Origin of the sequence: Salmonella sp. 2020_1459, from assembly GCF_043847915.1 — a bacterium.
GTDB classification, from domain to species: domain Bacteria; phylum Pseudomonadota; class Gammaproteobacteria; order Enterobacterales; family Enterobacteriaceae; genus Salmonella; species Salmonella enterica.
The window spans coordinates 219,828-240,182 of sequence record NZ_JBCMFA010000008.1; the positions used below are offsets into that span (position 1 = coordinate 219,828).

Genomic DNA, 20,355 nt, shown 5'->3' on the forward strand with positions numbered 1-20,355 from the left:
TCCTTTGCAATATCCATTCAGAAGAGTCCATGCGCGGCGGCAGCCGTTACCTAATTCTGACTGGAGGGTTCTATGAAGCTGGTTACCGTGATTATCAAACCGTTCAAGCTGGAGGACGTGCGGGAGGCGCTTTCTTCCATTGGCATTCAGGGACTGACCGTCACCGAAGTGAAAGGGTTTGGCCGTCAGAAAGGACACGCCGAACTGTATCGCGGCGCGGAGTACAGCGTGAATTTCCTGCCGAAGGTCAAAATTGATGTGGCTATCGCCGACGACCAACTGGAAGAGGTGATCGATATCATCAGTAAAGCGGCTTACACCGGAAAAATTGGCGACGGCAAAATTTTCGTCGCGGAGCTCATGCGCGTTATTCGGATTCGTACCGGCGAAGCTGACGAAGCAGCGCTGTAAGACCCGCCACACAGCAACAGGAAATGAAAAAATGAAGATAGCGATGATAAAAACCACACTGGCTTCACTGGCGCTGCTGCCTGGGCTAACGATAGCCGCGCCGGCGGTTGCCGATAAAGCGGATAGTGCTTTTATGATGATTTGCACCGCGCTGGTGCTGTTCATGACGATACCGGGTATCGCGCTGTTTTACGGCGGATTAATTCGCGCCAAGAACGTGCTGTCAATGTTAACGCAAGTGACCGTCACCTTTGCGCTGGTCTGTATTTTATGGGTGGTGTACGGCTATTCGCTGGCTTTTGGCGAAGGGAATCATTTTTTCGGTAATGCCGATGGGGCGATGTTGAAGAATATCGCGTTGACGGCGGTAACGGGTACGATTTATCAGTATATTCATGTCGCGTTTCAGGGATCTTTCGCCTGTATTACCGTCGGGCTGATTGTCGGCGCGCTGGCGGAGCGTATTCGTTTTTCGGCGGTACTGATTTTTGTCGTGGTGTGGTTCACGCTCTCTTATATCCCGATTGCGCACATGGTGTGGGGCGGCGGCCTGCTGGCTGCTCACGGCGCGCTGGATTTTGCTGGTGGTACAGTGGTGCATATTAACGCCGCTATCGCTGGGCTGGTGGGGGCTTATTTAATTGGCAAACGCGTCGGCTTTGGGAAGGAAGCATTTAAACCCCATAACCTGCCGATGGTCTTTACCGGTACTGCGATTCTGTATATCGGCTGGTTTGGATTTAACGCGGGTTCTGCCGGTAGCGCAAACGAGATAGCAGCGCTGGCCTTTGTGAACACCGTGGTGGCGACCGCCGCCGCGATTCTGGGGTGGATTATCGGCGAGTGGACGCTACGCGGTAAGCCTTCCCTGCTGGGAGCGTGTTCCGGCGCGATTGCCGGTCTGGTCGGCGTGACGCCAGCCTGTGGCTATGTTGGCGTTGGCGGCGCGCTGGTTATCGGCGTTATTGCGGGTCTGGCGGGATTGTGGGGAGTCACCATGCTTAAACGTCTGCTACGGGTAGATGATCCGTGCGACGTATTTGGCGTTCACGGCGTTTGCGGAATAGTCGGCTGTATCCTGACCGGCGTTTTTGCCGCCAGTTCGCTGGGCGGCGTTGGCTTTGTCGACGGCGTTACGATGGGACATCAGGTGATGGTACAGCTGGAAAGTATTGCTATTACGGTCGTCTGGTCCGGCGTTGTCGCGTTTGTTGGTTACAAACTGGCGGATATCCTTGTTGGACTGCGTGTACCGGAAGAGCAGGAGCGCGAGGGGCTGGATGTGAACAGTCACGGCGAGAATGCGTATAACGCGTGATTGCGCAACATGCCTGATGGCGCTGCGCTTATCCAGTTTACCGTAGGCCGGATAAGCGCAGCGTCATCAGGCCATTAACGCCGCATAGCGGCATGTTTTTTAATTGTGATTGCGCATTACCCCTTCCTGCACGGTTGAAGCGACCAGCGCGCCATCCTGAGTATAAAACTCGCCGCGAACAAAGCCCCGGGCGCTGGAGGCGGAAGTGCTCTCCACGCTATAAAGTAGCCATTCATTAAAATTGAACGGGCGATGGAACCACATAGAGTGATCGATAGTGGCGATCTGAATGCCCTTTTCCAGAAAACCGATGCCGTGAGGCTGAAGCGCGACGGGAAGGAAATTCAGGTCAGAGGCATATCCCAGTAAATATTGATGGACGCGAATGTCATCCGGAACGGTGCCGTTGGCGCGAATCCATACCTGACGCACAGGCGCGGCGACGTGACCTTTCAACGGATTGTGAAATTCGACGGGACGAATTTCCAGCGGGCGATCGCAGAGAAACTTTTCTTTCAGAATCGGCGGCAGTAAATGCGCCAGCGATTGCGCGATTTCCGTTTCTGACGGTAGTCCTTCCGGCCCGACTACCGTCGGCATGGTTTTTTGATGTTCAAAACCCGGTTCCGGCGCCTGGAATGAGGCGGTCATGTAAAAGATGGGTTTCCCGTTCTGAATAGCGGCAACGCGGCGGGCGCTGAAGCTATTCCCATCGCGCAGCACTTCTACGTCATAGATAATGGGTTTTTGGCTGTCGCCTGGCCGCAGAAAATAACTGTGGAATGAATGCACCAGTCGCGCTTCCGGCACCGTTTCTTTGGCGGCATAGAGCGCCTGGCCCACCACCTGACCGCCAAATACCTGGCGCAGCCCTAAGTCTTCACTTTGGCCCCGAAAGAGTCCTTCTTCAATTTTTTCCAGATTCAATAATGTCAGCAAATTATTCAGTGTCTGACTCATACATACTCTCCAGGTGACAACGATGCCGAAGCGAGGTAGGGCAGAGTATAACGCAATTTTGCAAGTGGTCCGATGGGTACAAAAGTCTGAATAACAGACCAATTCCAGGCAAAAATGAGTGACATGTGCCACACTTAATCACGTTATGTTTCTGTTAACCACTCTTCCGGCGGGGGGAAAGGCCTGCTGGTGCATTGATGATAAGGAGAATTGAATGAAACTCGTGCACATCGTAAGTGGTTTAGCGGTTGCGATATCTCTGGCGGCCTGCGCTGATAAAAGCGCTGATATCCAGACGCCTGCGCCAAACCCTAACATGTCGATTACAGCTAACCAGTCTACTATTCAGCAACCCAATGTTTCCGGTACCGTCTGGATCCGCCAGAAGGTCGCTCTGCCGCCAGATGCGGTGCTGACCGTGACGCTTTCAGATGCTTCGCTGGCTGATGCGCCGTCTAAGGTGCTGTCGCAAAAAGCGGTACGTACCGAAGGTAAACAGGCGCCTTTCAGTTTTGTGTTGCCGTTTAACCCATCAGATATTCAACCTAACGCGCGCATCCTCCTGAGCGCGGCCATCACCGTTGATAATAAGCTGGTATTTATTACCGATAGCGTGAAACCGGTGATTAATAATGGCGGCACTAAAGCGGATCTGACGCTGGTACCGGTACAGCAAACGGCGGTGCCTGTGCAGGCCAGCGGTGGTGCGACGACGACGGTTCCATCGACTTCGCCGACCCAGGTCAATTCGTCTTCTGCCGTTCCTGCGCCTACCCAGTATTAATCCTGCGCCAACCCTCTCCGTTACGGAGAGGGTTAATACACCCAGCGATAGCGTTGTAAATCGATTTGTCCGCTTCCCGACACCACCACGCCTTCCGCCAGTAATGCCTGACGTTGCCGCTGTAGATCCGGCCCGGTAAGTGATATTGCGCCGTGGCGGTTCACCACCCGATGCCATGGTAAAGTGCTGCCTTCCGGCAGACGTTTTAAAACTCCGCCGACCTGACGCGCCGCCCGAGGCGAACCGGCAAGCCGGGCGACATCGCCGTAGGTCGTGACAAACCCTTCCGGGATCGAGGCGACGATTTGCCAGACGCGTTGAGGAAATGTGTCCTGAATATCCATAATAGAATCCTGCGTTAATGCTTCAGGATAATCTGGAATAAGGGGGGAGGAAAGCCCGGATGCGCAAGAAACCAGCATCCGATGCCTGATGGGTTGCAATTGCACGATATAGCAGTGATAATGCGCCTGCGCGTTGGTTCACAACGCTCTCAATGGGGGCTCTGTTGGTTCTCCCGCAACGCTACTCTGTTTACCAGGTCAGGTCCGGAAGGAAGCAGCCAAGGCAGATGACGCGTGTGCCGGGATGTAGCTGGCAGGGCCCCCACCCATTTGTGCCTCTCCACACTGTTCTTTTCTGCTGTGCGACGTTATAGCCGCTGTTCCGCCCAAAGAATAAATGCCGTAGCGGGTAGGGGTTTACTGTATAACCAGCCCTGACCATAATGTACGCCATGCTGGCGTAGCCACTGTTCTTGCCTGGCCGTTTCGATGCCTTCTGCGACCATCTTAAGTTTGAGCGTTTTCGCCATTTCAATAATATGCGGCGTGACGTTTTTATATTCCAGCGCATCGACAAAAGATTTATCAATTTTAAGGACATCCACATCCAGATTTTGTAAGTAGCTGAGGCTGGAATAGCCGGTGCCAAAGTCATCAATATAAATTGAATGTCCCGCGTTACGGTATCTGGCGACAATGGGCGCGCTGGTTTTCGGATCGGCGAACTCGCGTTCCGTTAACTCAAGCGCGATTTGCGACGGAGAAATTTGGCTACGGTTCAGCAGCGTGCTTAACAGCGTCGGCAACGTTTCCGACGCCAGATCGGATGCCTCAAGATTGATTGAAATATGTTGTTCGGGATGGGACTTTAACCAACTCCCCATGTCTTCAAAAACGGTGTCGATGATTAGCCGGGTTAGCGGCTCCGTGAGCCCGGTTTGTTCAGCCAGCGCGATAAAAATTTCCGGCGAAAGGAAGGTGCCGTCCGCCTGTTGCCAGCGAGCTAAGGCTTCGGCACCGACAATTTTTCCGCTGCTCAGGGAGACAATAGGCTGATAGTGTACGTTAATTTCGCGATTGTCTATCGCATCCTGGAGACGGTGGCGGGGCGACTGTAGTCGACGCAAAATACGCAGAATAAAGGCCGCGGCCAGCAGACCCGTTACGATGCCCGCCGGTAGCCAGATAAACGCCTGTCGATACCAGCTCCTTTCCAGCGGAGCGGTCGGTGCCCAGCTTACGATAGTAATGCCCATTTCCGGAAAGGGGTGGATAGCATACTGAATGCCTCGGTTTTCCAGCCGCAGGGGCGTCTCATGGTGAATGAGCGGAAGAATAGCGGGGTCAAGGTTACCGCTGCTGGCAACCACAGTATTGCGTTCCCGGCCAATAATAGCGACGTCAATCGGCCATGCGCCAAACGGAATCACATCGATAAAGGACGCCGGGTCGATCATCACGATATAGCTGTCGCTCCCGAGTGCCGCCATATAGCGTTTTATACCCAGATCGTTTTGCGCCGTAAACCAGGCGCGATAACCGTCGCGAGTGATTTTCATGGGCGGAGGGAACGCGGGAATATGGCTCTCTTTTTCAAGTGAGGAGCAAACGGGAATCGAATTTTTAAGATACAGAACTTCCTGGACATACCGAAAGCTATAAGACACGCGGCGCATGGCGAGTAAATGGGCGCTGCTGCAGGGCTCGCCTTTAAAGGAGGCAATATGCGTTAACGCGGCTTTTGCCTGGTCACTGACCCTTTCTGTACGTAGCGCCACCCGGGACGAGAAGATATCCAGCTCTTCGTTAAACCTTTTTTCAACTTGACGGTGCGCCAGCCACAGGCTCAATCCTATCGGGAAAAGGACAGACAGGATAAGCACTCCCGTTACCAGGCTGACCAGATGTCGTGTTGTCACAGTGATGTCCTTATAAACACAGCGTAGAGAAAGTATATCCGATCGTAAATCGCGCCCTTGAATGATAAAGCTATTTTATCGATTTTACAGATTCAGGCGCCAGGCTAACGCGTTACGCCACGTTGCTTTTGCCGCCAGGAAGAGATCGTGAATGTTTACCGGTTGAAAAAGGAGCGTTGATAGCGTATTTTATTGTTATGTTATAACATAATTGAGAGGGCGCAATGAAACCTGATATTCATCCTGTATACCGCACCGTCGTATTTCACGACACCAGCGCAAATGAATATGTGAAAGTGGGATCAACTATCAAAACTGAACGTGAAATCGAACTGGACGGCGTGACATATCCGTATGTCACTATTGATGTGTCATCAAAATCGCATCCTTTTTATACCGGTAGACAGAAAACGTTTGATAGCGAAAGTAGCGCCGCACGCTTCCAGAAACGTTTCGGTCATTTTATCGGCGCTAAACGGGGGTAAATGAAATGCAGGTGTTAAACTCACTTCGCAATGCAAAACAACGGCATCCGGATTGCCAGATAGTCAAACGCAAAGGACGCTTATACGTGATTTGTAAAACAAATCCGCGTTTTAAGGCGGTTCAGGGGCGTAAAAAAAGACGTTAAAAAACCAACAGTTCAGGGAAAGCAGTGCGTACCAGGGAGGGTGCGCACTTTTTTATTACCGGCTGGCTTCTGCGCGGGCCAGCGTAAAAATATCGTAGAAGGAAAGTTCGCCCTTACGGGCAACCATTTTTTGCAGCTGGACTTTATGTTCATTATCCACCTGTGGAGACTGAAGAATCGTCTCAATGAGCGTGGGGGGAACAAAGCGGGTGTTGTACCATTCGCCGTTGTAACAGACCCGGAGGTCCAGCACATCGATGTCGTTATAGTGATAACGCGGGGCGATGTCGAAAAAGAAGAAGCCATTAAATGCGATAAATAACACCACTAACAGCCACACTGACCCCACCAGCGTTTCTGATTGCAGCATGACCGCCAGCGTCGCAAACCAGGCTGCATACATCGCGATAAATAACCCAGGATGCTTGCGGATAAAACTGATACTAAAACGCGGCCTGTTATCGCGTTTTTCACGGATGTTTAAGTCATCAATAGTTTCGCTAAGCAGGCGCTGTATCTCTGTCATCTTTTGCCTTCATGATTTCTGCGACATAGGGGTAGTAACAGCCCATTTTAAAGGGAGGTGTAACGTGAAAAAAGTAACAGATTAACCACGAATTAGCATAACAGTTATCATTTTGACTACAATTTTTTAATGATTCGCGCCGGATTTCCGCCTACCACAACGTCTGGCGGTACGTTTTTTATCACCACAGCGCCTGAAGCGACGACGACGTTATCGCCGATGGTTACGCCCGGATTAACGACGGCTCGTCCGCCTATCCAGACATTATTTCCGATAGTGACGGGTTTACCTAATTCTCTGCCGCTGTTGCGTTCGACGGCGTCCAGCGGATGCGTGGCGGTATAGATATGTACCCCTGGCGCGAGCATACAATTATCGCCAATATGAATTGGGCAAACATCAAGCATGACGCAGTCGAAGTTAGCGTAAAAGGAGTGACCAAGAAAAATATTATAGCCGTAGTCGCAACGGAAGGAAGGTTCAATATAGGCGTCTTCGCATCGACCCAACAGGTCGCGTAAAATCGCCTGACGCTTATTTATTTCATCAGGCGTAGTATAATTGTATTGATGGATGAGTTGACGCGCCCGCAGTCGATCCTGGCATAAAGTTTCATCGGTCGGGCAATACAGTGCCCCAGCGATCATTTTTTGTTTTTCGTCACTCATCGCGCGCTCCCCTTGGTGGATATTATCGCAATAGAAGCAATAATAAAGTATTAGAGGGAACGTTCCCTGCTATTGCTATGTGATCTATATCACTGTTCTATAATAGCCCGTTGTGTTATTAGCCAGAACGAGGAGGCAGATAACACCTGCGTGTTCTCTAAAAAGTAATGTAGCGTGATTAACGAATGAATTTCCATACTGAAGAGGGGATCTTGTCGTAGAGTTTGTTCATCGTCAATTCTGCAAGACGGTGATCCGCAGCTGAGTAAAATACAGCCAGCTCATTGTCGGACAATTCATATTTATTTTTCTCAATGACGCGCTCCAGAGTGTCAATTGTCTGACAGCGCCGTAAACGCATCAAATAATCAGTTTTAGTTAATGGTTTATCAGACATAAATTCTACCTATGATTGTAATAATTTTTAACAAGACAAACTAACAGGATTGGCCCTGGTGGCGTTGACGAAACAACGGAACAGGCGGTTGCCCGATTTACGCCATTTTTGCAAATCCTGCGTATTAATACCATAGCTGCTGAACAACATAAAGGTGTCGTCCAGGTATTCATCTATCTGCGCAATCAATTTATTGTCTTCATTGTACTTAATTTTATAATTAAGCGCGAAAGTTGCAATATGCTCTATCAGCTCATTGAGCTGCAGGTTGACTGCTGAGGTCGGGTCATTAACCCAGCCATGGTTGCTTTCTTCAAGGTTTGCAAGACAGTCATGATACAGGGTTTCGCAAAGAAATTTAAGCTGTGCTATATCATGTCTTTTGGGTGAGTATTCGTCCATAATGCATCCCCTTTTTAGTGGCTTAAACTAACCGAACACCTTCGGGATGGATACAACTAACTAACCTGGTACTTCCCACGTCACCTTATGATTTAACTATAATCTACTCTAAAAAACTTTTCATCGTCATATTACTAAAAATTACAATTGCGTGAAAGCCGCGTGTTGCCATACTTTTTCGAATTTTAACAGTGATCGTCGGTCGCCTAAAAAGGAACCAGTTTTATTGTTTGTGTAATCATTGGGTTAACGTTTTTTAGCTTTTCAGGCTAAAACAATAGACTCTGACAGGAGAAAATAGCCAGGAATATTCTTAATATTTCTTAATTAATGGCTGAATTAAGAAATGGTCAACTTTCCTAAGAAAAGCCTTTAACGCAGTAAGGATTATACCTTTTATTAATATGGCAAAAAATAATCAATCTAACAATAAGCGTATTTTATGATTTTTGCGTAAAAAAGGCCGCTTGCGCGGCCTTATCAACAGTGAGCAAATCAGCGATGTTCTGTCGAATGACTATGCTCAATATCTTCGCTTTTACGGCTAAAGCGGCGGCGTACCACCACGAAGAAGACCGGTACGAAGAAAATAGCCAGTACGGTTGCCGTTACCATCCCGCCCAGTACGCCAGTACCTACCGCATTCTGCGCGCCGGAACCCGCGCCGGAACTGATAACCAGCGGCATAACCCCCAGCATGAACGCTAACGAGGTCATCAGAATCGGGCGCAAACGCATCCGGACGGCCTCCAGCGTCGCTTCTACCAGACCTTTCCCTTCTTTATCCATTAAGTCTTTGGCGAATTCGACGATAAGTATCGCGTTCTTCGCCGACAACCCAATGGTTGTGAGCAGGCCCACCTGGAAGTAAACGTCGTTAGTCAGTCCGCGGAAGGTCGCAGCCAGCAGCGCGCCGATAACCCCAAGCGGAACAACCAGCATTACGGAGAACGGGATAGACCAGCTCTCATACAATGCCGCCAGACACAGGAAGACGACGATCAGCGATATAGCATACAGGGCAGGGGCCTGGTTGCCGGACAACCGCTCCTGGTAGGACATCCCGGTCCAGTCATACCCAATGCCTGACGGCAGCTTGCTGGCCAGTTCTTCCATCATCGCCATCGCTTCACCGGTACTCTTGCCTGGCGCCGCCTGCCCCAGAATTTCCATCGAAGGCAGACCGTTATAGCGTTCCAGACGCGGCGAACCATATTCCCAGCGGGAAGAGGAGAATGCGGAGAATGGCACCATCTGACCATCGCTACCACGAACGTACCAGTCGTTAATATCATCCGGCAACATGCGGTATTTCGCTTCGGACATCACGTAAACTTTCTTCACACGACCGCGATCGATAAAGTCGTTTACATAGCTGCCGCCCCATGCTGCGCCCAGCGTGGTATTAATGTCGCTAATAGATACGCCCAGCGCCTGAGCTTTTTCCTGGTCGATATCGATTTTAAACTGCGGCGTATCTTCCAGACCGTTAGGTCGAACGCCGACCAGCAGATCAGGATATTTCGCCACCTCGCCGAACAACTGATTACGTGCCTGGGTGAGTTTTTCATGACCAAGTCCCGCCTGGTCAATCAACTCGAAGTCAAAGCCGGTTGCGGTGCCCAGCTCAACGATCGCCGGCAGGTTAAAGGCGAAGACCATCGCATCTTTAATTTGTGAAAACGCTGCGGTTGCCCGCTGGGTAATCGCTTCAACCTTGTTTTTTTCGCCTGGACGATCGGCCCAGTCTTTCAACGACACGAATGCAATACCGGTATTCTGACCGCGCCCTGCAAAACCGAAGCCGTTGACGGCGAATACCGATTCAACGTTGGCTTTCTCTTTGTTCAGATAGTAATCCGTGACCTCATCCAGCACTTTTTGCGTGCGCTCTTGCGTTGCGCCCGCGGGGAGCTGGACCATTGTCAGGAATACGCCCTGGTCTTCATCCGGCAAGAAAGAGCTTGGCAGACGAACGAACAGATAAGCCATACCGACGACGATAATGAGATAGAGCAGCAGATAACGCCCGGTGCTGCGCAGAATATTGCCTACGCTATCGGTGTAGTGATGCGTGCTCTTATCAAACAGGCGGTTAAACCAGCCGAAAAAGCCTTTTTTCCCTTCGCCATGATCGCCTTTGGCGACGGGTTTGAGCATCGTCGCGCACAGCGCAGGCGTCAGGATCAGCGCGACCAGCACCGACAGCGCCATCGCCGATACGATGGTGATAGAGAACTGACGATAAATTGCCCCGGTTGAGCCGCCAAAGAAGGCCATCGGAATAAATACCGCCGACAGTACCATCGCGATACCCACCAATGCGCCCTGAATCTGGCCCATGGATTTGCGCGTCGCTTCCTTCGGCGGAAGGCCTTCTTCCGTCATAACACGTTCGACGTTCTCGACCACCACGATGGCGTCATCCACCAGCAAGCCGATGGCGAGCACCATCCCGAACATCGTCAGCGTGTTTATCGAGAAACCGAATGCCGCAAGCACGGCAAAGGTTCCCAACAACACCACCGGAACCGCAATAGTCGGAATCAACGTCGCGCGGAAGTTCTGCAGGAACAGGTACATCACCAGGAACACGAGGATAATCGCTTCGACCAGAGTTTTTACCACTTCATGAATAGAGATCTTCACGAACGGCGTGGTGTCATATGGGTAGACGATTTTCATCCCTGGCGGGAAGAACGGTTCCATTTTTTTCAGTTCGGCGCGAATAGCGGTAGCGGTATCCAGCGCGTTGGCGCCGGTAGCCAGTTTGATGCCAAGACCTGACGCTGGCTGACCGTTAAATTTCGCGATGACGTCGTAGTTTTCGCCGCCAAGCTCAATTTTCGCTACATCCCGCAGACGAACCTGAGAGCCATCCTGATTCACCTTCAGCAGGATTTTGCCAAACTCATCCGTTGAGGTCAGACGCGTTTGGGCAATAATCGATGCGTTAAGCTGCTGGCCTTTAACCGGCGGCGTACCACCGAGCTGACCTGCCGCGACCTGGGCGTTCTGCGCTTTGATCGCGTTAATCACGTCGACAGGCGTCAGTTGGTATTTGGTCAGCTCTGTCGGATTCATCCAGATACGCATCGCATACTGCGAACCAAACAGCTGGACGTCGCCCACCCCAGAGGTACGGCTGATCGGATCTTTCATATTGGCGGCAACGTAATCCGAAATATCCTCCTGGGTCATGGTGCCGTCGGTGTTAATGACGCCCACTACCATCAGGAAGCTACTTGAGGACTTCTCAACGCTCACGCCCTGTTGCTGTACTTCCTGGGGAAGTAACGGCATTGCCAGTTGCAACTTGTTCTGAACCTGAACCTGCGCGATGTCCGCATCGGTGCCGGATTCAAAGGTCAGCGTGATCTGCACGGTCCCCGTGGAGTCACTGTTGGAGGACATATACATCAGGTTATCGATACCGTTCATATTCTGTTCGATAACCTGCGTGACGGTATCCTGTACCGTTTTCGCATCAGCGCCAGGGTAGGTTGCGGAGATCGTCACTGCTGGTGGCGCAATCGTCGGATATTGCGCTACCGGCAATTTGAGGATCGCGAGCCCCCCTGCCAACATGATGATGATGGCGATCACCCACGCAAATATAGGGCGATCGATAAAGAAATTAGGCATGTCTTAACGGCTCCTGTTTAAGTTAAGACCTGGGCTGAGCAGGTTGATCACCGCTTGCGGCTTGCTGTTTGTTATCCGCGGTAATTTCCTGCACTTTAACCTGTGCGCCAGGACGTACTTTTTGCAGCCCGCTGACGACTACGCGGTCGCCCGCTTTCAACCCGTCAGTCACCAGCCACTTATCGCCGATCGCCTGGCTTGCGACGATTTGGCGGGTTTCCACTTTGTTATCAGCGCCAACCACCAGCACCGTGGCATCGCCGCGTGGAGTACGGGTAACGCCCTGTTGTGGAACCAGTAATGCCGTCGGTTTTGTCCCTTCCTGCAGACGTGCGCGAACGAACATTCCTGGCAATAAGGTGTGATCCGGGTTAGGGAAGATGGCGCGCAAAGTAATAGACCCGGTGGTTTGGTCAACGGTCACATCGGAGAATTCAAGCGTACCGGACTGCGGGAATTTGATACCGTCGCTGGTCACCAGGTCGACCTTCGCTTTGCCGTTTTCCTGTTTCAGCGAACCATTTGCCAGCTCCTGCTTCAGGCGCAGGAAGTCATTGCTGGACTGGGTCACATCGACATAAATAGGGTCCAGCTGCTGCACTGTCGCCAGCGCCGACGCCTGACCGTTCTGTACCAGCGCGCCTTCCGTTACGGACGACTTACCAATACGACCGCTAATCGGTGAGGTGACTTTGGTATACGCCAGGTTGATACGTGCGGTTTCAACGGCGGCTTTTGCTGCGACAACGGCGGCAGTCGCTTGTTGTGCGTCAGCCAGCGCCTGATCGTATTCCTGCTTACTGATGTACTGCGTACCCAGCAGCTTTTGATAACGCTTCACCGTCAGTTCAGCGATATTCGCGGCGGCCTGCGCTTTTGCCAGATCGCCCTTAGCGCTGTCGTAAGTCGCCTGGTAGGTCGCAGGATCAATCTGATAGAGAGAGACTCCCGCTTCGATATCACTTCCCTCAACGAAATTACGCTTCAGGATAATGCCGCTTACCTGCGGGCGAACTTCGGCGATACGGTAAGCAACGGTACGACCCGGAAGTTCAGTTGTGATTTGCAGTGGTTCCGTTTTTAGTGTGACAACCCCAACTTCTGGCATCTGCTGGCCGCCTTGCTGGTCCTGTTTGTCGTCACATCCTGTTAGCGCTAAGCTGCCTGAGAGCATCAGAACGACCGCCAGAGGCGTTAACCCTCTGTTTTTGTTCATATGTAAACCTCGAGTGTCCGATTTCAAATTGGTCAATGGTCAAAGGTCCTTAAACCCATTGCTGCGTTTATATTATCGTCGTGCTATGGTACATACATCCATAAATGTATGTAAATCTAACGCCTGTAAATTCACCGACATATGGCACGAAAAACCAAACAACAAGCGCTGGAGACACGACAACACATCCTGGATGTGGCCCTGCGTTTGTTCTCGCAGCAAGGCGTATCGGCAACCTCGCTGGCGGAGATTGCGAACGCTGCTGGCGTGACGCGCGGCGCAATCTATTGGCATTTCAAAAATAAGTCGGATTTATTCAGTGAGATCTGGGAGCTATCAGAATCCAATATTGGTGAGCTTGAGATTGAGTATCAGGCAAAATTCCCCGACGATCCACTATCTGTATTAAGAGAAATTTTAGTTCATATTCTTGAAGCTACTGTAACAGAAGAACGACGCCGCTTATTGATGGAGATTATATTCCATAAATGTGAGTTTGTCGGAGAAATGGTTGTGGTTCAACAGGCGCAACGTAGCCTTTGTCTGGAAAGTTACGATCGGATTGAACAAACGTTAAAACATTGTATTAATGCTAAAATGCTGCCTGAAAATCTGCTGACCCGTCGTGCGGCGATACTGATGCGCAGCTTTATTTCAGGGCTCATGGAAAACTGGTTATTTGCTCCGCAATCGTTTGATTTAAAAAAAGAAGCTCGCGCCTACGTCACGATCCTGCTGGAGATGTATCAATTGTGTCCGACGCTGCGCGCGTCGACGGTCAACGGCTCCCCCTGATAATATTCCAGGAAAACTCCTGGACATTTTCTGTGTCGCTATTCTGTTTGTTACAGGCGTGATATTCTTGCGACTCAATTATTTCCGGTCTGCTTGCCGGTTCAGACACTTCATTCTCATGACTATGTTGCAGCTTTATAAACGTTCACAGCATTTTGTTTTTATTACAATTAGCGTCCTTATTATCCTGCTGTCCTGTCAGTCTCTGGCATTTGCCCGGGGGCAAACGAATGGCGACCTGCCGTCAAAAGCGGATGTGCAAAACCAGCTGGATACGCTGAATAAGCAAAAAGATCTCTCCGCCCAGGATAAGCTCGTCCAGCAGGACCTTATTGATACGTTAGCTACGCTGGAGAAAATCGAGCGGGTGAAAGAGGAGACCGTACAGCTACGGCAGAAGGTGGCGCAGGCGCCTGAAAAAATGCGTCAGGCGACGGCTGCGTTGAATGCGCTGAGCGACGTCGATAATGATGATGAAATGCGAAAAACGCTGAGTGCGCTTTCGCTACGTCAGCTTGAGCTGCGCGTGGCGCAGGTACTGGATGATTTGCAAAATTCGCAAAACGATCTTGCCGCTTATAACAGCCAGCTTGTTTCGCTACAGACCCAGCCTGAGCGCGTGCAAAACGCCATGTATACCGCCTCACAGCAAATACAGCAAATCCGTAACCGTCTGGACGGCAATAACGTCGGCGAAGCCGCGCTTCGCCCCAGCCAACAGGTGTTATTACAGGCACAACAGGCGCTGCTTAATGCGCAGATCGACCAGCAACGTAAGAGTCTTGAAGGAAATACCGTTTTGCAGGACACCCTGCAAAAACAGCGGGATTACGTGACGGCCAACAGTAATCGTCTTGAACATCAGCTTCAACTTTTACAGGAGGCGGTCAACAGTAAACGACTTACGCTAACGGAAAAAACGGCCCAGGAGGCCATTTCGCCGGACGAAACGGCGCGTATCCAGGCAAACCCGCTGGTAAAACAGGAACTGGATATTAACCATCAACTCAGCCAGCGTCTGATTGTCGCGACCGAAAACGGCAATATGTTGATGCAGCAAAACATTAAAGTAAAAAACTGGCTCGATCGCGCGCTGCAGTCGGAAAGAAATATCAAAGAACAGATTGCCGTCTTAAAAGGCAGCCTGTTGCTGTCGCGTATTCTTTATCAACAGCAGCAAACTCTGCCCTCCGCCGACGAACTCGAAGATATGACCAACCGTATTGCGGATTTGCGTCTGGAGCAGTTTGAAATCAACCAGCAGCGTGATGCCTTATTCCAAAGCGATGCCTTTGTCGACAAGCTGGAGGAGGGGCATACCAGCGAGGTGAATGATGAAGTTCATGATGCGTTGCTTCAGGTGGTGGAGATGCGCCGTGAGCTATTGGATCAGCTAAATAAACAGTTGGGTAACCAGCTGATGATGGCGATTAACCTGCAAGTTAACCAGCAGCAGCTGATGAGCGTCTCGAAAAATCTGAAAGCCATTCTGACGCAGCAGATTTTTTGGGTGAACAGTAACCGCCCTATGGACTGGGACTGGCTTAAAGCGTTCCCCCAAACGTTAAAAGAGCAATTCAGCGCCATGAAAATCACGGTGAACTGGCAAAAAGCCTGGCCCGCGGTATTTATTGCTTTTTTGGCCGGGTTGCCGCTCTTGCTCATCGCCGGTTTAATCCGCTGGCGTCTGAAATGGTTAAAAGCGTATCAACAGAAGCTGGCCGCCGCCGTGGGATCGCTGCGTAACGATAGTCAGCTCAATACGCCAAAAGCTATTCTGATCGATCTGATCCGCGCGCTGCCGGTGTGCCTGATTATCCTCGCGCTTGGACTGATCCTGCTGACCATGCAGCTAAATATCAGCGATCTGCTCTGGGCCTTTAGTAAAAAGCTCGCGATGTTCTGGCTGGTCTTTGGGCTGTGCTGGAAGGTGCTGGAAAAAGAGGGCGTGGCGATACGCCATTTTGGTATGCCGGCGCAGTTGACCAGCCACTGGCGTCGCCAGATTGTACGCATTAGCCTCGCATTGCTGCCGCTGCACTTTTGGTCTGTGGTGGCGGAGTTGTCGCCGCTGAATCTGATGGATGACGTGCTGGGGCAGGCGGTTATTTTCCTCAATCTGCTGGTCATAACATTGCTGGTGTGGCCACTGTGCCGGGAAAGCTGGCGCGATAAAGAATCTCACGGCATTCGACTGGTGACCGTGACGATTCTTTCCATCATTCCGGTGGCGTTAATGGTATTAACGGCGACCGGCTATTTCTATACCACCCTGCGCCTGGCGGGGCGCTGGATTGAAACCGTCTATCTGGTCATTATCTGGAACCTGCTTTATCAAACGGTGCTGCGCGGGTTAAGTGTAGCGGCGCGCCGGATTGCCTGGCGACGCGCGCTGGCTCGTCGTCAGAACCTGGTAAAAGAGGGAGCGGAAGGGGCGGAGCCACAGGAAGAACCCACCATCGCGCTGGAGCAGATTAACCAGCAAACATTACGTATCACGATGCTGCTAATGCTTGCCCTGTTTGGCGTTATGTTCTGGGCGATTTGGTCCGATTTGATCACCGTATTCAGCTATCTTGATAGCATCACGCTGTGGCACTACAACGGCTCCGAAGCTGGCGCTGCGGTGGTGAAAAGCGTGACGATGGGCAGCTTGCTATTTGCCATTATTGCCGCGATGGTGGCCTGGGCGCTCATCCGCAACTTACCCGGCCTGCTGGAAGTGCTGGTGCTTTCACGCCTGAATATGCGCCAGGGGGCTTCGTATGCGATCACCACGATCCTTAACTACGTCATTATCGCTGTTGGCGCGATGACAGTATTCGGATCGCTCGGCGTCTCGTGGGATAAACTCCAGTGGCTGGCGGCGGCGTTGTCGGTGGGTCTCGGTTTTGGGCTACAGGAGATCTTCGGTAACTTTGTCTCGGGTTTAATCATCCTCTTCGAACGTCCGGTACGCATTGGCGATACGGTAACGATCGGCACCTATTCCGGCACGGTCAGTAAGATTCGTATTCGCGCCACCACTATTACCGATTTTGATCGTAAAGAAGTGATCATTCCGAACAAAGCATTCGTAACGGAGCGGCTGATTAACTGGTCCCTCTCCGATACCACGACACGTCTGGTGATCCGGCTTGGCGTGGCTTATGGCTCGGATCTGGAGAAAGTGAAAAGAGTCCTGCTACAGGCGGCGATGGAGCATCCGAAGGTGATGCACGATCCGGAACCTGCCGTATTCTTCACCACCTTTGGCGCCAGCACTCTGGATCATGAACTGCGTCTGTACGTGCGTGAATTGCGCGATCGTAGCCATACGGTGGATGAACTGAACCGCGCGATCGATCGACTGTGCCGTGAAAATGATATCAATATCGCCTTTAACCAGCTTGAGGTGCATCTGCATAACGCGAAGGGCGACGAAGTCACTGAAGTGAAGCGCGATCTCAACGGCGGCGATCTGGCGCCTACGGCAAGCTAAAAGGCGGTGGGCTGCGCGCTTTATGAGTGCGCGCGGCGCCGCTAATGCGAAAGCGTAGAAAGCTCTTCCGGCGTAATGCCGGTGACGCTGGCGATGAGCCCAGGTTCCAGCCCGTTGGCAAGCATTTTGCGGGCAATAGCGCGCGCTTCGGCCTCACGGCCTTGTGCTAACCCTTGCTCAAGGCCTTTTTGCAACCCTTCCGTTCGGCCTTTTTCTTCCAGCCATTCCGCTATTGTCATCAGTTGTTCCTTATACTGCGGCGCGCCCTGCGCCAGTTGACGAATTAGCGCCCCGGGTTCTGCGGCGTTTCCTGCTTTCAACATATAGTTGATCAGCACACTGAGCTGCGCGTCCGTCAAATGATCCTGCGTTAAAAGCGTGATAAGGGGGTCGAGCAGTTCGCTTAAATCGCGTTGACGAATGTGTTTTTGCAGGAGCTCTAACATCGCTATCCGCCGATGCTGCAAAAGCTGATTATCCGGCATTGTCGTCAGGTCGACCAGCGCAAATTCGCAGCTGTATAAGGCCTTCGCCATATCCGGTTTCACAAACATATTATGCCAGTTAAGGCTATAGGGCCACGGGCTTTCCGGACCGTGATAAAAGAGGATTGGTACCACCAGCGGCAAGGTATCATGGCCGGCATCCAGATGACGCTGCATGGCGGCAATGGCGTAACGCATCAGGCGAAAAGCCATCAGCCGGTCTGATTTGCTCTGATGTTCAATGAGCGCGTAAACATACCCGGGGCCGTGTTGGGTATGCAGAGAGTAGAGAATATCTGAATAGCGGCTGCGTAAATTGTCTTCAACAAAACTCCCTGACTCCAGCTTCAGTGAATCCAGATCGCAGATTGCAAGAAAGGCTTCTGGCAAGTGGATAGCCAGAAAGTCGCGGGCGACCTCTTTTTGCATCAGCATCTGTCGAAATACCGCATCGTGCGGCGTGGTGGGTAGACGTTCCATGACCTGTCCCTTGTTGCCTGACGGTAGCGACCACTCTGTCAGCGACAACGAGGACAAACCAGCGGGCAATTACTCTGTTTGCGAGTCGTCTTCCGTACTTTTTAACTTGTTTTCATAATCACGCATAACTATTTCCAGCGCGCGTAGCACCGTTCGTGCCGGTAAGCGATTCTCTTCAAGCAGCATAATTAAATCCACGGCCAGTTTGACTTCATCAGGGGCATTTTCAAGCGACATACTTTCTCCAGAGTTAACGGGTTAAACGCGCCAGTACGTTTTCTATTTTCTCCAGCGCATGTCGGCAGCGCGCCAGCCGTCCTTCATAGATCTCGACTTCCTTTTGCAGCGTTTGTTGTTCGACAAGGCCGGTCGCCTGCGCCAGACGAATTTTGCGCTCCTGTGTCATCGCCAGTAGTCGACGTTCAAACTCCTGATGCTGTATTCGTCTGCGCTGCCAACGGCCAAGCCCTGGCGCGGCGGTGTCCCACTGGCGCAGCGACCAGGCGGCGGTTTCACGCGATATCGCCTCCAGTTGCGAAGCCAGATGTTCCGCCAGCCAGGCGACTTGCGGCAGTTGCTCATGTTTTACCGCCTGACGCAACGCGGCGAGATTGGCGTCAGCCTCTTCCAGATATCCCTGCAACAGAGTACTGCGGGTACGGAAAAGGTGTCGGTCAAAGCGCGCGCTTAACGTCGCATGTTGCGCCAGCGGCGCGCAGCGTTGGCGTAGCGTCGCCAGCCTCTCTTCCAGCGTCTGTAACAGCATAGCGGTTTTCAATTCAACACCCCGATGAAAATAAGACAGGCTGTGCTACAGTAGCCTTCTGTTTGATAACGATTCGCATTATGCAACGTACTATTTTAATCATCATTGGCTGGCTGGCGGTAGTATTAGGGACATTGGGCGTGGTTTTGCCCCTGTTGCCGACTACGCCGTTCATTTTACTGGCGGCCTGGTGTTTCGCCCGCTCGTCGCCGCGTTTCCATGCCTGGTTGTTATACCGCTCATGGTTTGGCGGTTATCTGCGCCACTGGCAGCGCTATCGGGCCATGCCGCCGGGAGCGAAACCGCGAGCGATCGCGTTGATATTGCTGACCTTTGGTATTTCGCTGTGGCTGGTGAATATGATGTGGGTGCGGGTGCTGCTGTTGGTTATTTTGGCCTGCCTGCTGATTTTTATGTGGCGGATACCGGTGATTGATGAAAAGCAACAAAAGCGCTGAAGCACACGAATCGCTGTTGCAATTGTCGTTCACAGCCAGTAAATTCGACCGTTTTCGAGCACAGGCGCAGGCGGTCAAAGAGTAACCGAGCGTTACCCCTGACTGAAAAGTATTGCGCCGTGAGTAACACCGTACTTAGCAGGCATATATCCATGACCGCGACTGCACAGCAGCTTGAGTTTCTCAAAAACAGCATCAAAAGCATTCAGGATTACCCGAAACCGGGCATTCTTTTCCGTGATGTCACCAGCTTACTGGAAGACCCGAAAGCGTACGCGCTCAGTATTGAACTGTTGGTTGAGCGTTATAAAAATGCGGGTATCACCAAAGTGGTCGGCACCGAAGCGCGTGGCTTCCTGTTTGGCGCGCCGGTTGCGCTTGGGCTGGGCGTTGGTTTTGTTCCGGTACGTAAACCGCGCAAATTACCGCGTGAAACTATTGCCGAGACCTATGAATTAGAGTACGGCACCGATCAGCTGGAAATCCATGTCGACGCGATTAAACCTGGCGACAACGTGCTGGTCGTGGACGATCTGCTGGCGACTGGCGGCACCATTGAGGCGACCGTGAAGCTGATCCGTCGTCTGGGCGGGAAAGTCACCGATGCGGCGTTCATCATTAATTTGTTCGATCTGGGCGGCGAGCAGCGTCTGGAAAAGCAGGGGATTACCTGTTATAGCCTGGTGCCGTTTCCAGGGCATTGATTCAGGCTATTCGCACTGCTATTTT

General features: G+C 51.7%; 21 protein-coding genes and 1 other RNA gene. 10 read left to right on the forward strand and 12 right to left on the reverse strand.

Features of this window, described 5'->3' with window-relative positions; translation table 11 throughout:
* The first annotated feature begins 72 nt into the window (after nt 1–72).
* The gene (glnK, locus tag ACH0VJ_RS20100; protein ID WP_000780341.1) at nt 73–411 is read left to right on the forward strand and encodes a P-II family nitrogen regulator; all 339 of its coding nucleotides are present in this window, start codon (nt 73–75) and stop codon (nt 409–411) included.
* 31 nt (nt 412–442) lie between these two features.
* Entirely contained in the window at nt 443–1,729 is a 1,287-nt protein-coding gene (amtB, locus tag ACH0VJ_RS20105) for an ammonium transporter AmtB (protein WP_000684912.1), read from the forward strand.
* A 99-nt stretch (nt 1,730–1,828) separates the two neighbouring features.
* Here amtB and tesB read toward each other — a convergent pair whose 3' ends face one another.
* Nucleotides 1,829–2,689, reverse strand: a complete 861-nt coding sequence (tesB, locus tag ACH0VJ_RS20110) for an acyl-CoA thioesterase II (protein WP_000084180.1) — start codon at nt 2,687–2,689, stop codon at nt 1,829–1,831.
* Nucleotides 2,690–2,903: 214 nt separating this feature from the next.
* Here tesB and ACH0VJ_RS20115 point away from each other — a divergent pair, with 214 nt between their 5' ends.
* A complete protein-coding gene (locus ACH0VJ_RS20115) occupies nt 2,904–3,473 on the forward strand; it encodes a YbaY family lipoprotein (RefSeq protein WP_000779803.1) in 570 nt (189 codons plus the stop codon).
* Nucleotides 3,474–3,505: 32 nt separating this feature from the next.
* On the opposite strand, the gene ACH0VJ_RS20120 is transcribed toward ACH0VJ_RS20115, so the two are convergent.
* A complete protein-coding gene (locus tag ACH0VJ_RS20120; protein ID WP_000961285.1) occupies nt 3,506–3,895 on the reverse strand; it encodes an MGMT family protein in 390 nt (129 codons plus the stop codon).
* 84 nt (nt 3,896–3,979) lie between these two features.
* Between ACH0VJ_RS20120 and ffs the strand changes: the two genes are divergently transcribed.
* An RNA gene (gene ffs, locus ACH0VJ_RS20125) (signal recognition particle sRNA small type) lies at nt 3,980–4,076 on the forward strand.
* A 49-nt stretch (nt 4,077–4,125) separates the two neighbouring features.
* Here ffs and ACH0VJ_RS20130 read toward each other — a convergent pair.
* Nucleotides 4,126–5,676 (reverse strand): EAL domain-containing protein, encoded by a 1,551-nt coding sequence (locus ACH0VJ_RS20130; protein ID WP_000213139.1) that lies wholly within the window; start codon nt 5,674–5,676, stop codon nt 4,126–4,128.
* A 224-nt stretch (nt 5,677–5,900) separates the two neighbouring features.
* Between ACH0VJ_RS20130 and ACH0VJ_RS20135 the strand changes: the two genes are divergently transcribed.
* Nucleotides 5,901–6,161 (forward strand): type B 50S ribosomal protein L31, encoded by a 261-nt coding sequence (locus ACH0VJ_RS20135; RefSeq protein ID WP_000801415.1) that lies wholly within the window; start codon nt 5,901–5,903, stop codon nt 6,159–6,161.
* A 5-nt stretch (nt 6,162–6,166) separates the two neighbouring features.
* Entirely contained in the window at nt 6,167–6,307 is a 141-nt protein-coding gene (gene ykgO / locus ACH0VJ_RS20140; protein ID WP_001197749.1) for a type B 50S ribosomal protein L36, read from the forward strand.
* Between the two features lie 55 nt (nt 6,308–6,362).
* On the opposite strand, the gene ACH0VJ_RS20145 is transcribed toward ykgO, so the two are convergent.
* From ACH0VJ_RS20145 to acrA, 6 genes are all read right to left on the reverse strand, one after another.
* On the reverse strand, nt 6,363–6,833 hold the full coding sequence (locus ACH0VJ_RS20145) for a YlaC family protein (RefSeq protein WP_000136181.1): 471 nt from the start codon (nt 6,831–6,833) through the stop codon (nt 6,363–6,365).
* Between the two features lie 116 nt (nt 6,834–6,949).
* On the reverse strand, nt 6,950–7,501 hold the full coding sequence (gene maa / locus ACH0VJ_RS20150; RefSeq protein WP_001278792.1) for a maltose O-acetyltransferase: 552 nt from the start codon (nt 7,499–7,501) through the stop codon (nt 6,950–6,952).
* Nucleotides 7,502–7,679: 178 nt separating this feature from the next.
* Nucleotides 7,680–7,898: an HHA domain-containing protein gene (locus ACH0VJ_RS20155; RefSeq protein WP_001280991.1), complete on the reverse strand. Its 219-nt coding sequence runs from the start codon at nt 7,896–7,898 to the stop codon at nt 7,680–7,682.
* A 27-nt stretch (nt 7,899–7,925) separates the two neighbouring features.
* Nucleotides 7,926–8,300 carry an Hha toxicity modulator TomB gene (gene tomB / locus ACH0VJ_RS20160; protein ID WP_000344807.1) on the reverse strand — a complete coding sequence of 125 codons (375 nt, stop codon included), beginning with the start codon at nt 8,298–8,300 and terminating at the stop codon, nt 7,926–7,928.
* 495 nt (nt 8,301–8,795) lie between these two features.
* A complete protein-coding gene (gene acrB / locus ACH0VJ_RS20165) occupies nt 8,796–11,945 on the reverse strand; it encodes an efflux RND transporter permease AcrB (RefSeq protein WP_001132508.1) in 3,150 nt (1,049 codons plus the stop codon).
* 22 nt (nt 11,946–11,967) lie between these two features.
* Entirely contained in the window at nt 11,968–13,161 is a 1,194-nt protein-coding gene (gene acrA, locus ACH0VJ_RS20170) for a multidrug efflux RND transporter periplasmic adaptor subunit AcrA (RefSeq protein ID WP_001039202.1), read from the reverse strand.
* A gap of 141 nt (nt 13,162–13,302) precedes the next feature.
* Here acrA and acrR point away from each other — a divergent pair, with 141 nt between their 5' ends.
* Complete coding sequence (acrR, locus tag ACH0VJ_RS20175) at nt 13,303–13,956, forward strand: multidrug efflux transporter transcriptional repressor AcrR (RefSeq protein WP_000101755.1); 654 nt, start codon at nt 13,303–13,305, stop codon at nt 13,954–13,956.
* A 118-nt stretch (nt 13,957–14,074) separates the two neighbouring features.
* The gene (mscK, locus tag ACH0VJ_RS20180) at nt 14,075–17,437 is read left to right on the forward strand and encodes a mechanosensitive channel MscK (protein WP_000178249.1); all 3,363 of its coding nucleotides are present in this window, start codon (nt 14,075–14,077) and stop codon (nt 17,435–17,437) included.
* Between the two features lie 41 nt (nt 17,438–17,478).
* Here the strand turns inward: mscK and ACH0VJ_RS20185 are convergent, their stop codons facing one another.
* The 3 genes from ACH0VJ_RS20185 to priC all read right to left on the reverse strand — a co-directional run bounded on the left by ACH0VJ_RS20185 (nt 17,479) and on the right by priC (nt 19,180).
* Nucleotides 17,479–18,402, reverse strand: coding sequence for an Rpn family recombination-promoting nuclease/putative transposase (locus tag ACH0VJ_RS20185; protein WP_031622068.1), 924 nt, complete (start codon nt 18,400–18,402; stop codon nt 17,479–17,481).
* A gap of 69 nt (nt 18,403–18,471) precedes the next feature.
* Nucleotides 18,472–18,639 (reverse strand): pleiotropic regulatory protein RsmS, encoded by a 168-nt coding sequence (rsmS, locus tag ACH0VJ_RS20190; protein ID WP_000051159.1) that lies wholly within the window; start codon nt 18,637–18,639, stop codon nt 18,472–18,474.
* A 13-nt stretch (nt 18,640–18,652) separates the two neighbouring features.
* On the reverse strand, nt 18,653–19,180 hold the full coding sequence (priC, locus tag ACH0VJ_RS20195) for a primosomal replication protein N'' (protein WP_001519637.1): 528 nt from the start codon (nt 19,178–19,180) through the stop codon (nt 18,653–18,655).
* A 68-nt stretch (nt 19,181–19,248) separates the two neighbouring features.
* On the opposite strand from priC, the gene ACH0VJ_RS20200 reads away from it, so the two are divergent.
* Together ACH0VJ_RS20200 and apt are read left to right on the forward strand one after the other, a co-directional pair.
* On the forward strand, nt 19,249–19,626 hold the full coding sequence (locus ACH0VJ_RS20200) for a DUF454 family protein (RefSeq protein WP_001189860.1): 378 nt from the start codon (nt 19,249–19,251) through the stop codon (nt 19,624–19,626).
* 152 nt (nt 19,627–19,778) lie between these two features.
* A complete protein-coding gene (apt, locus tag ACH0VJ_RS20205; protein WP_000127350.1) occupies nt 19,779–20,330 on the forward strand; it encodes an adenine phosphoribosyltransferase in 552 nt (183 codons plus the stop codon).
* Nucleotides 20,331–20,355 lie beyond the last annotated feature (25 nt).

Coding starts and splice junctions, on each gene's coding strand:
- glnK (WP_000780341.1), top strand. CDS start 73: ATGAAGCTGGTTACCGTGATTATCAAACCGTTCAAGCTGGAGGACGTG.
- amtB (WP_000684912.1), top strand. CDS start 443: ATGAAGATAGCGATGATAAAAACCACACTGGCTTCACTGGCGCTGCTG.
- tesB (WP_000084180.1), bottom strand. CDS start 2,689: ATGAGTCAGACACTGAATAATTTGCTGACATTATTGAATCTGGAAAAA.
- ACH0VJ_RS20115 (WP_000779803.1), top strand. CDS start 2,904: ATGAAACTCGTGCACATCGTAAGTGGTTTAGCGGTTGCGATATCTCTG.
- ACH0VJ_RS20120 (WP_000961285.1), bottom strand. CDS start 3,895: ATGCTGGTTTCTTGCGCATCCGGGCTTTCCTCCCCCCTTATTCCAGAT.
- ACH0VJ_RS20135 (WP_000801415.1), top strand. CDS start 5,901: ATGAAACCTGATATTCATCCTGTATACCGCACCGTCGTATTTCACGAC.
- ykgO (WP_001197749.1), top strand. CDS start 6,167: ATGCAGGTGTTAAACTCACTTCGCAATGCAAAACAACGGCATCCGGAT.
- ACH0VJ_RS20145 (WP_000136181.1), bottom strand. CDS start 6,833: ATGACAGAGATACAGCGCCTGCTTAGCGAAACTATTGATGACTTAAAC.
- maa (WP_001278792.1), bottom strand. CDS start 7,501: ATGAGTGACGAAAAACAAAAAATGATCGCTGGGGCACTGTATTGCCCG.
- ACH0VJ_RS20155 (WP_001280991.1), bottom strand. CDS start 7,898: ATGTCTGATAAACCATTAACTAAAACTGATTATTTGATGCGTTTACGG.
- tomB (WP_000344807.1), bottom strand. CDS start 8,300: ATGGACGAATACTCACCCAAAAGACATGATATAGCACAGCTTAAATTT.
- acrB (WP_001132508.1), bottom strand. CDS start 11,945: ATGCCTAATTTCTTTATCGATCGCCCTATATTTGCGTGGGTGATCGCC.
- acrA (WP_001039202.1), bottom strand. CDS start 13,161: ATGAACAAAAACAGAGGGTTAACGCCTCTGGCGGTCGTTCTGATGCTC.
- acrR (WP_000101755.1), top strand. CDS start 13,303: ATGGCACGAAAAACCAAACAACAAGCGCTGGAGACACGACAACACATC.
- mscK (WP_000178249.1), top strand. CDS start 14,075: ATGACTATGTTGCAGCTTTATAAACGTTCACAGCATTTTGTTTTTATT.
- ACH0VJ_RS20185 (WP_031622068.1), bottom strand. CDS start 18,402: ATGGAACGTCTACCCACCACGCCGCACGATGCGGTATTTCGACAGATG.
- rsmS (WP_000051159.1), bottom strand. CDS start 18,639: ATGTCGCTTGAAAATGCCCCTGATGAAGTCAAACTGGCCGTGGATTTA.
- ACH0VJ_RS20200 (WP_001189860.1), top strand. CDS start 19,249: ATGCAACGTACTATTTTAATCATCATTGGCTGGCTGGCGGTAGTATTA.
- apt (WP_000127350.1), top strand. CDS start 19,779: ATGACCGCGACTGCACAGCAGCTTGAGTTTCTCAAAAACAGCATCAAA.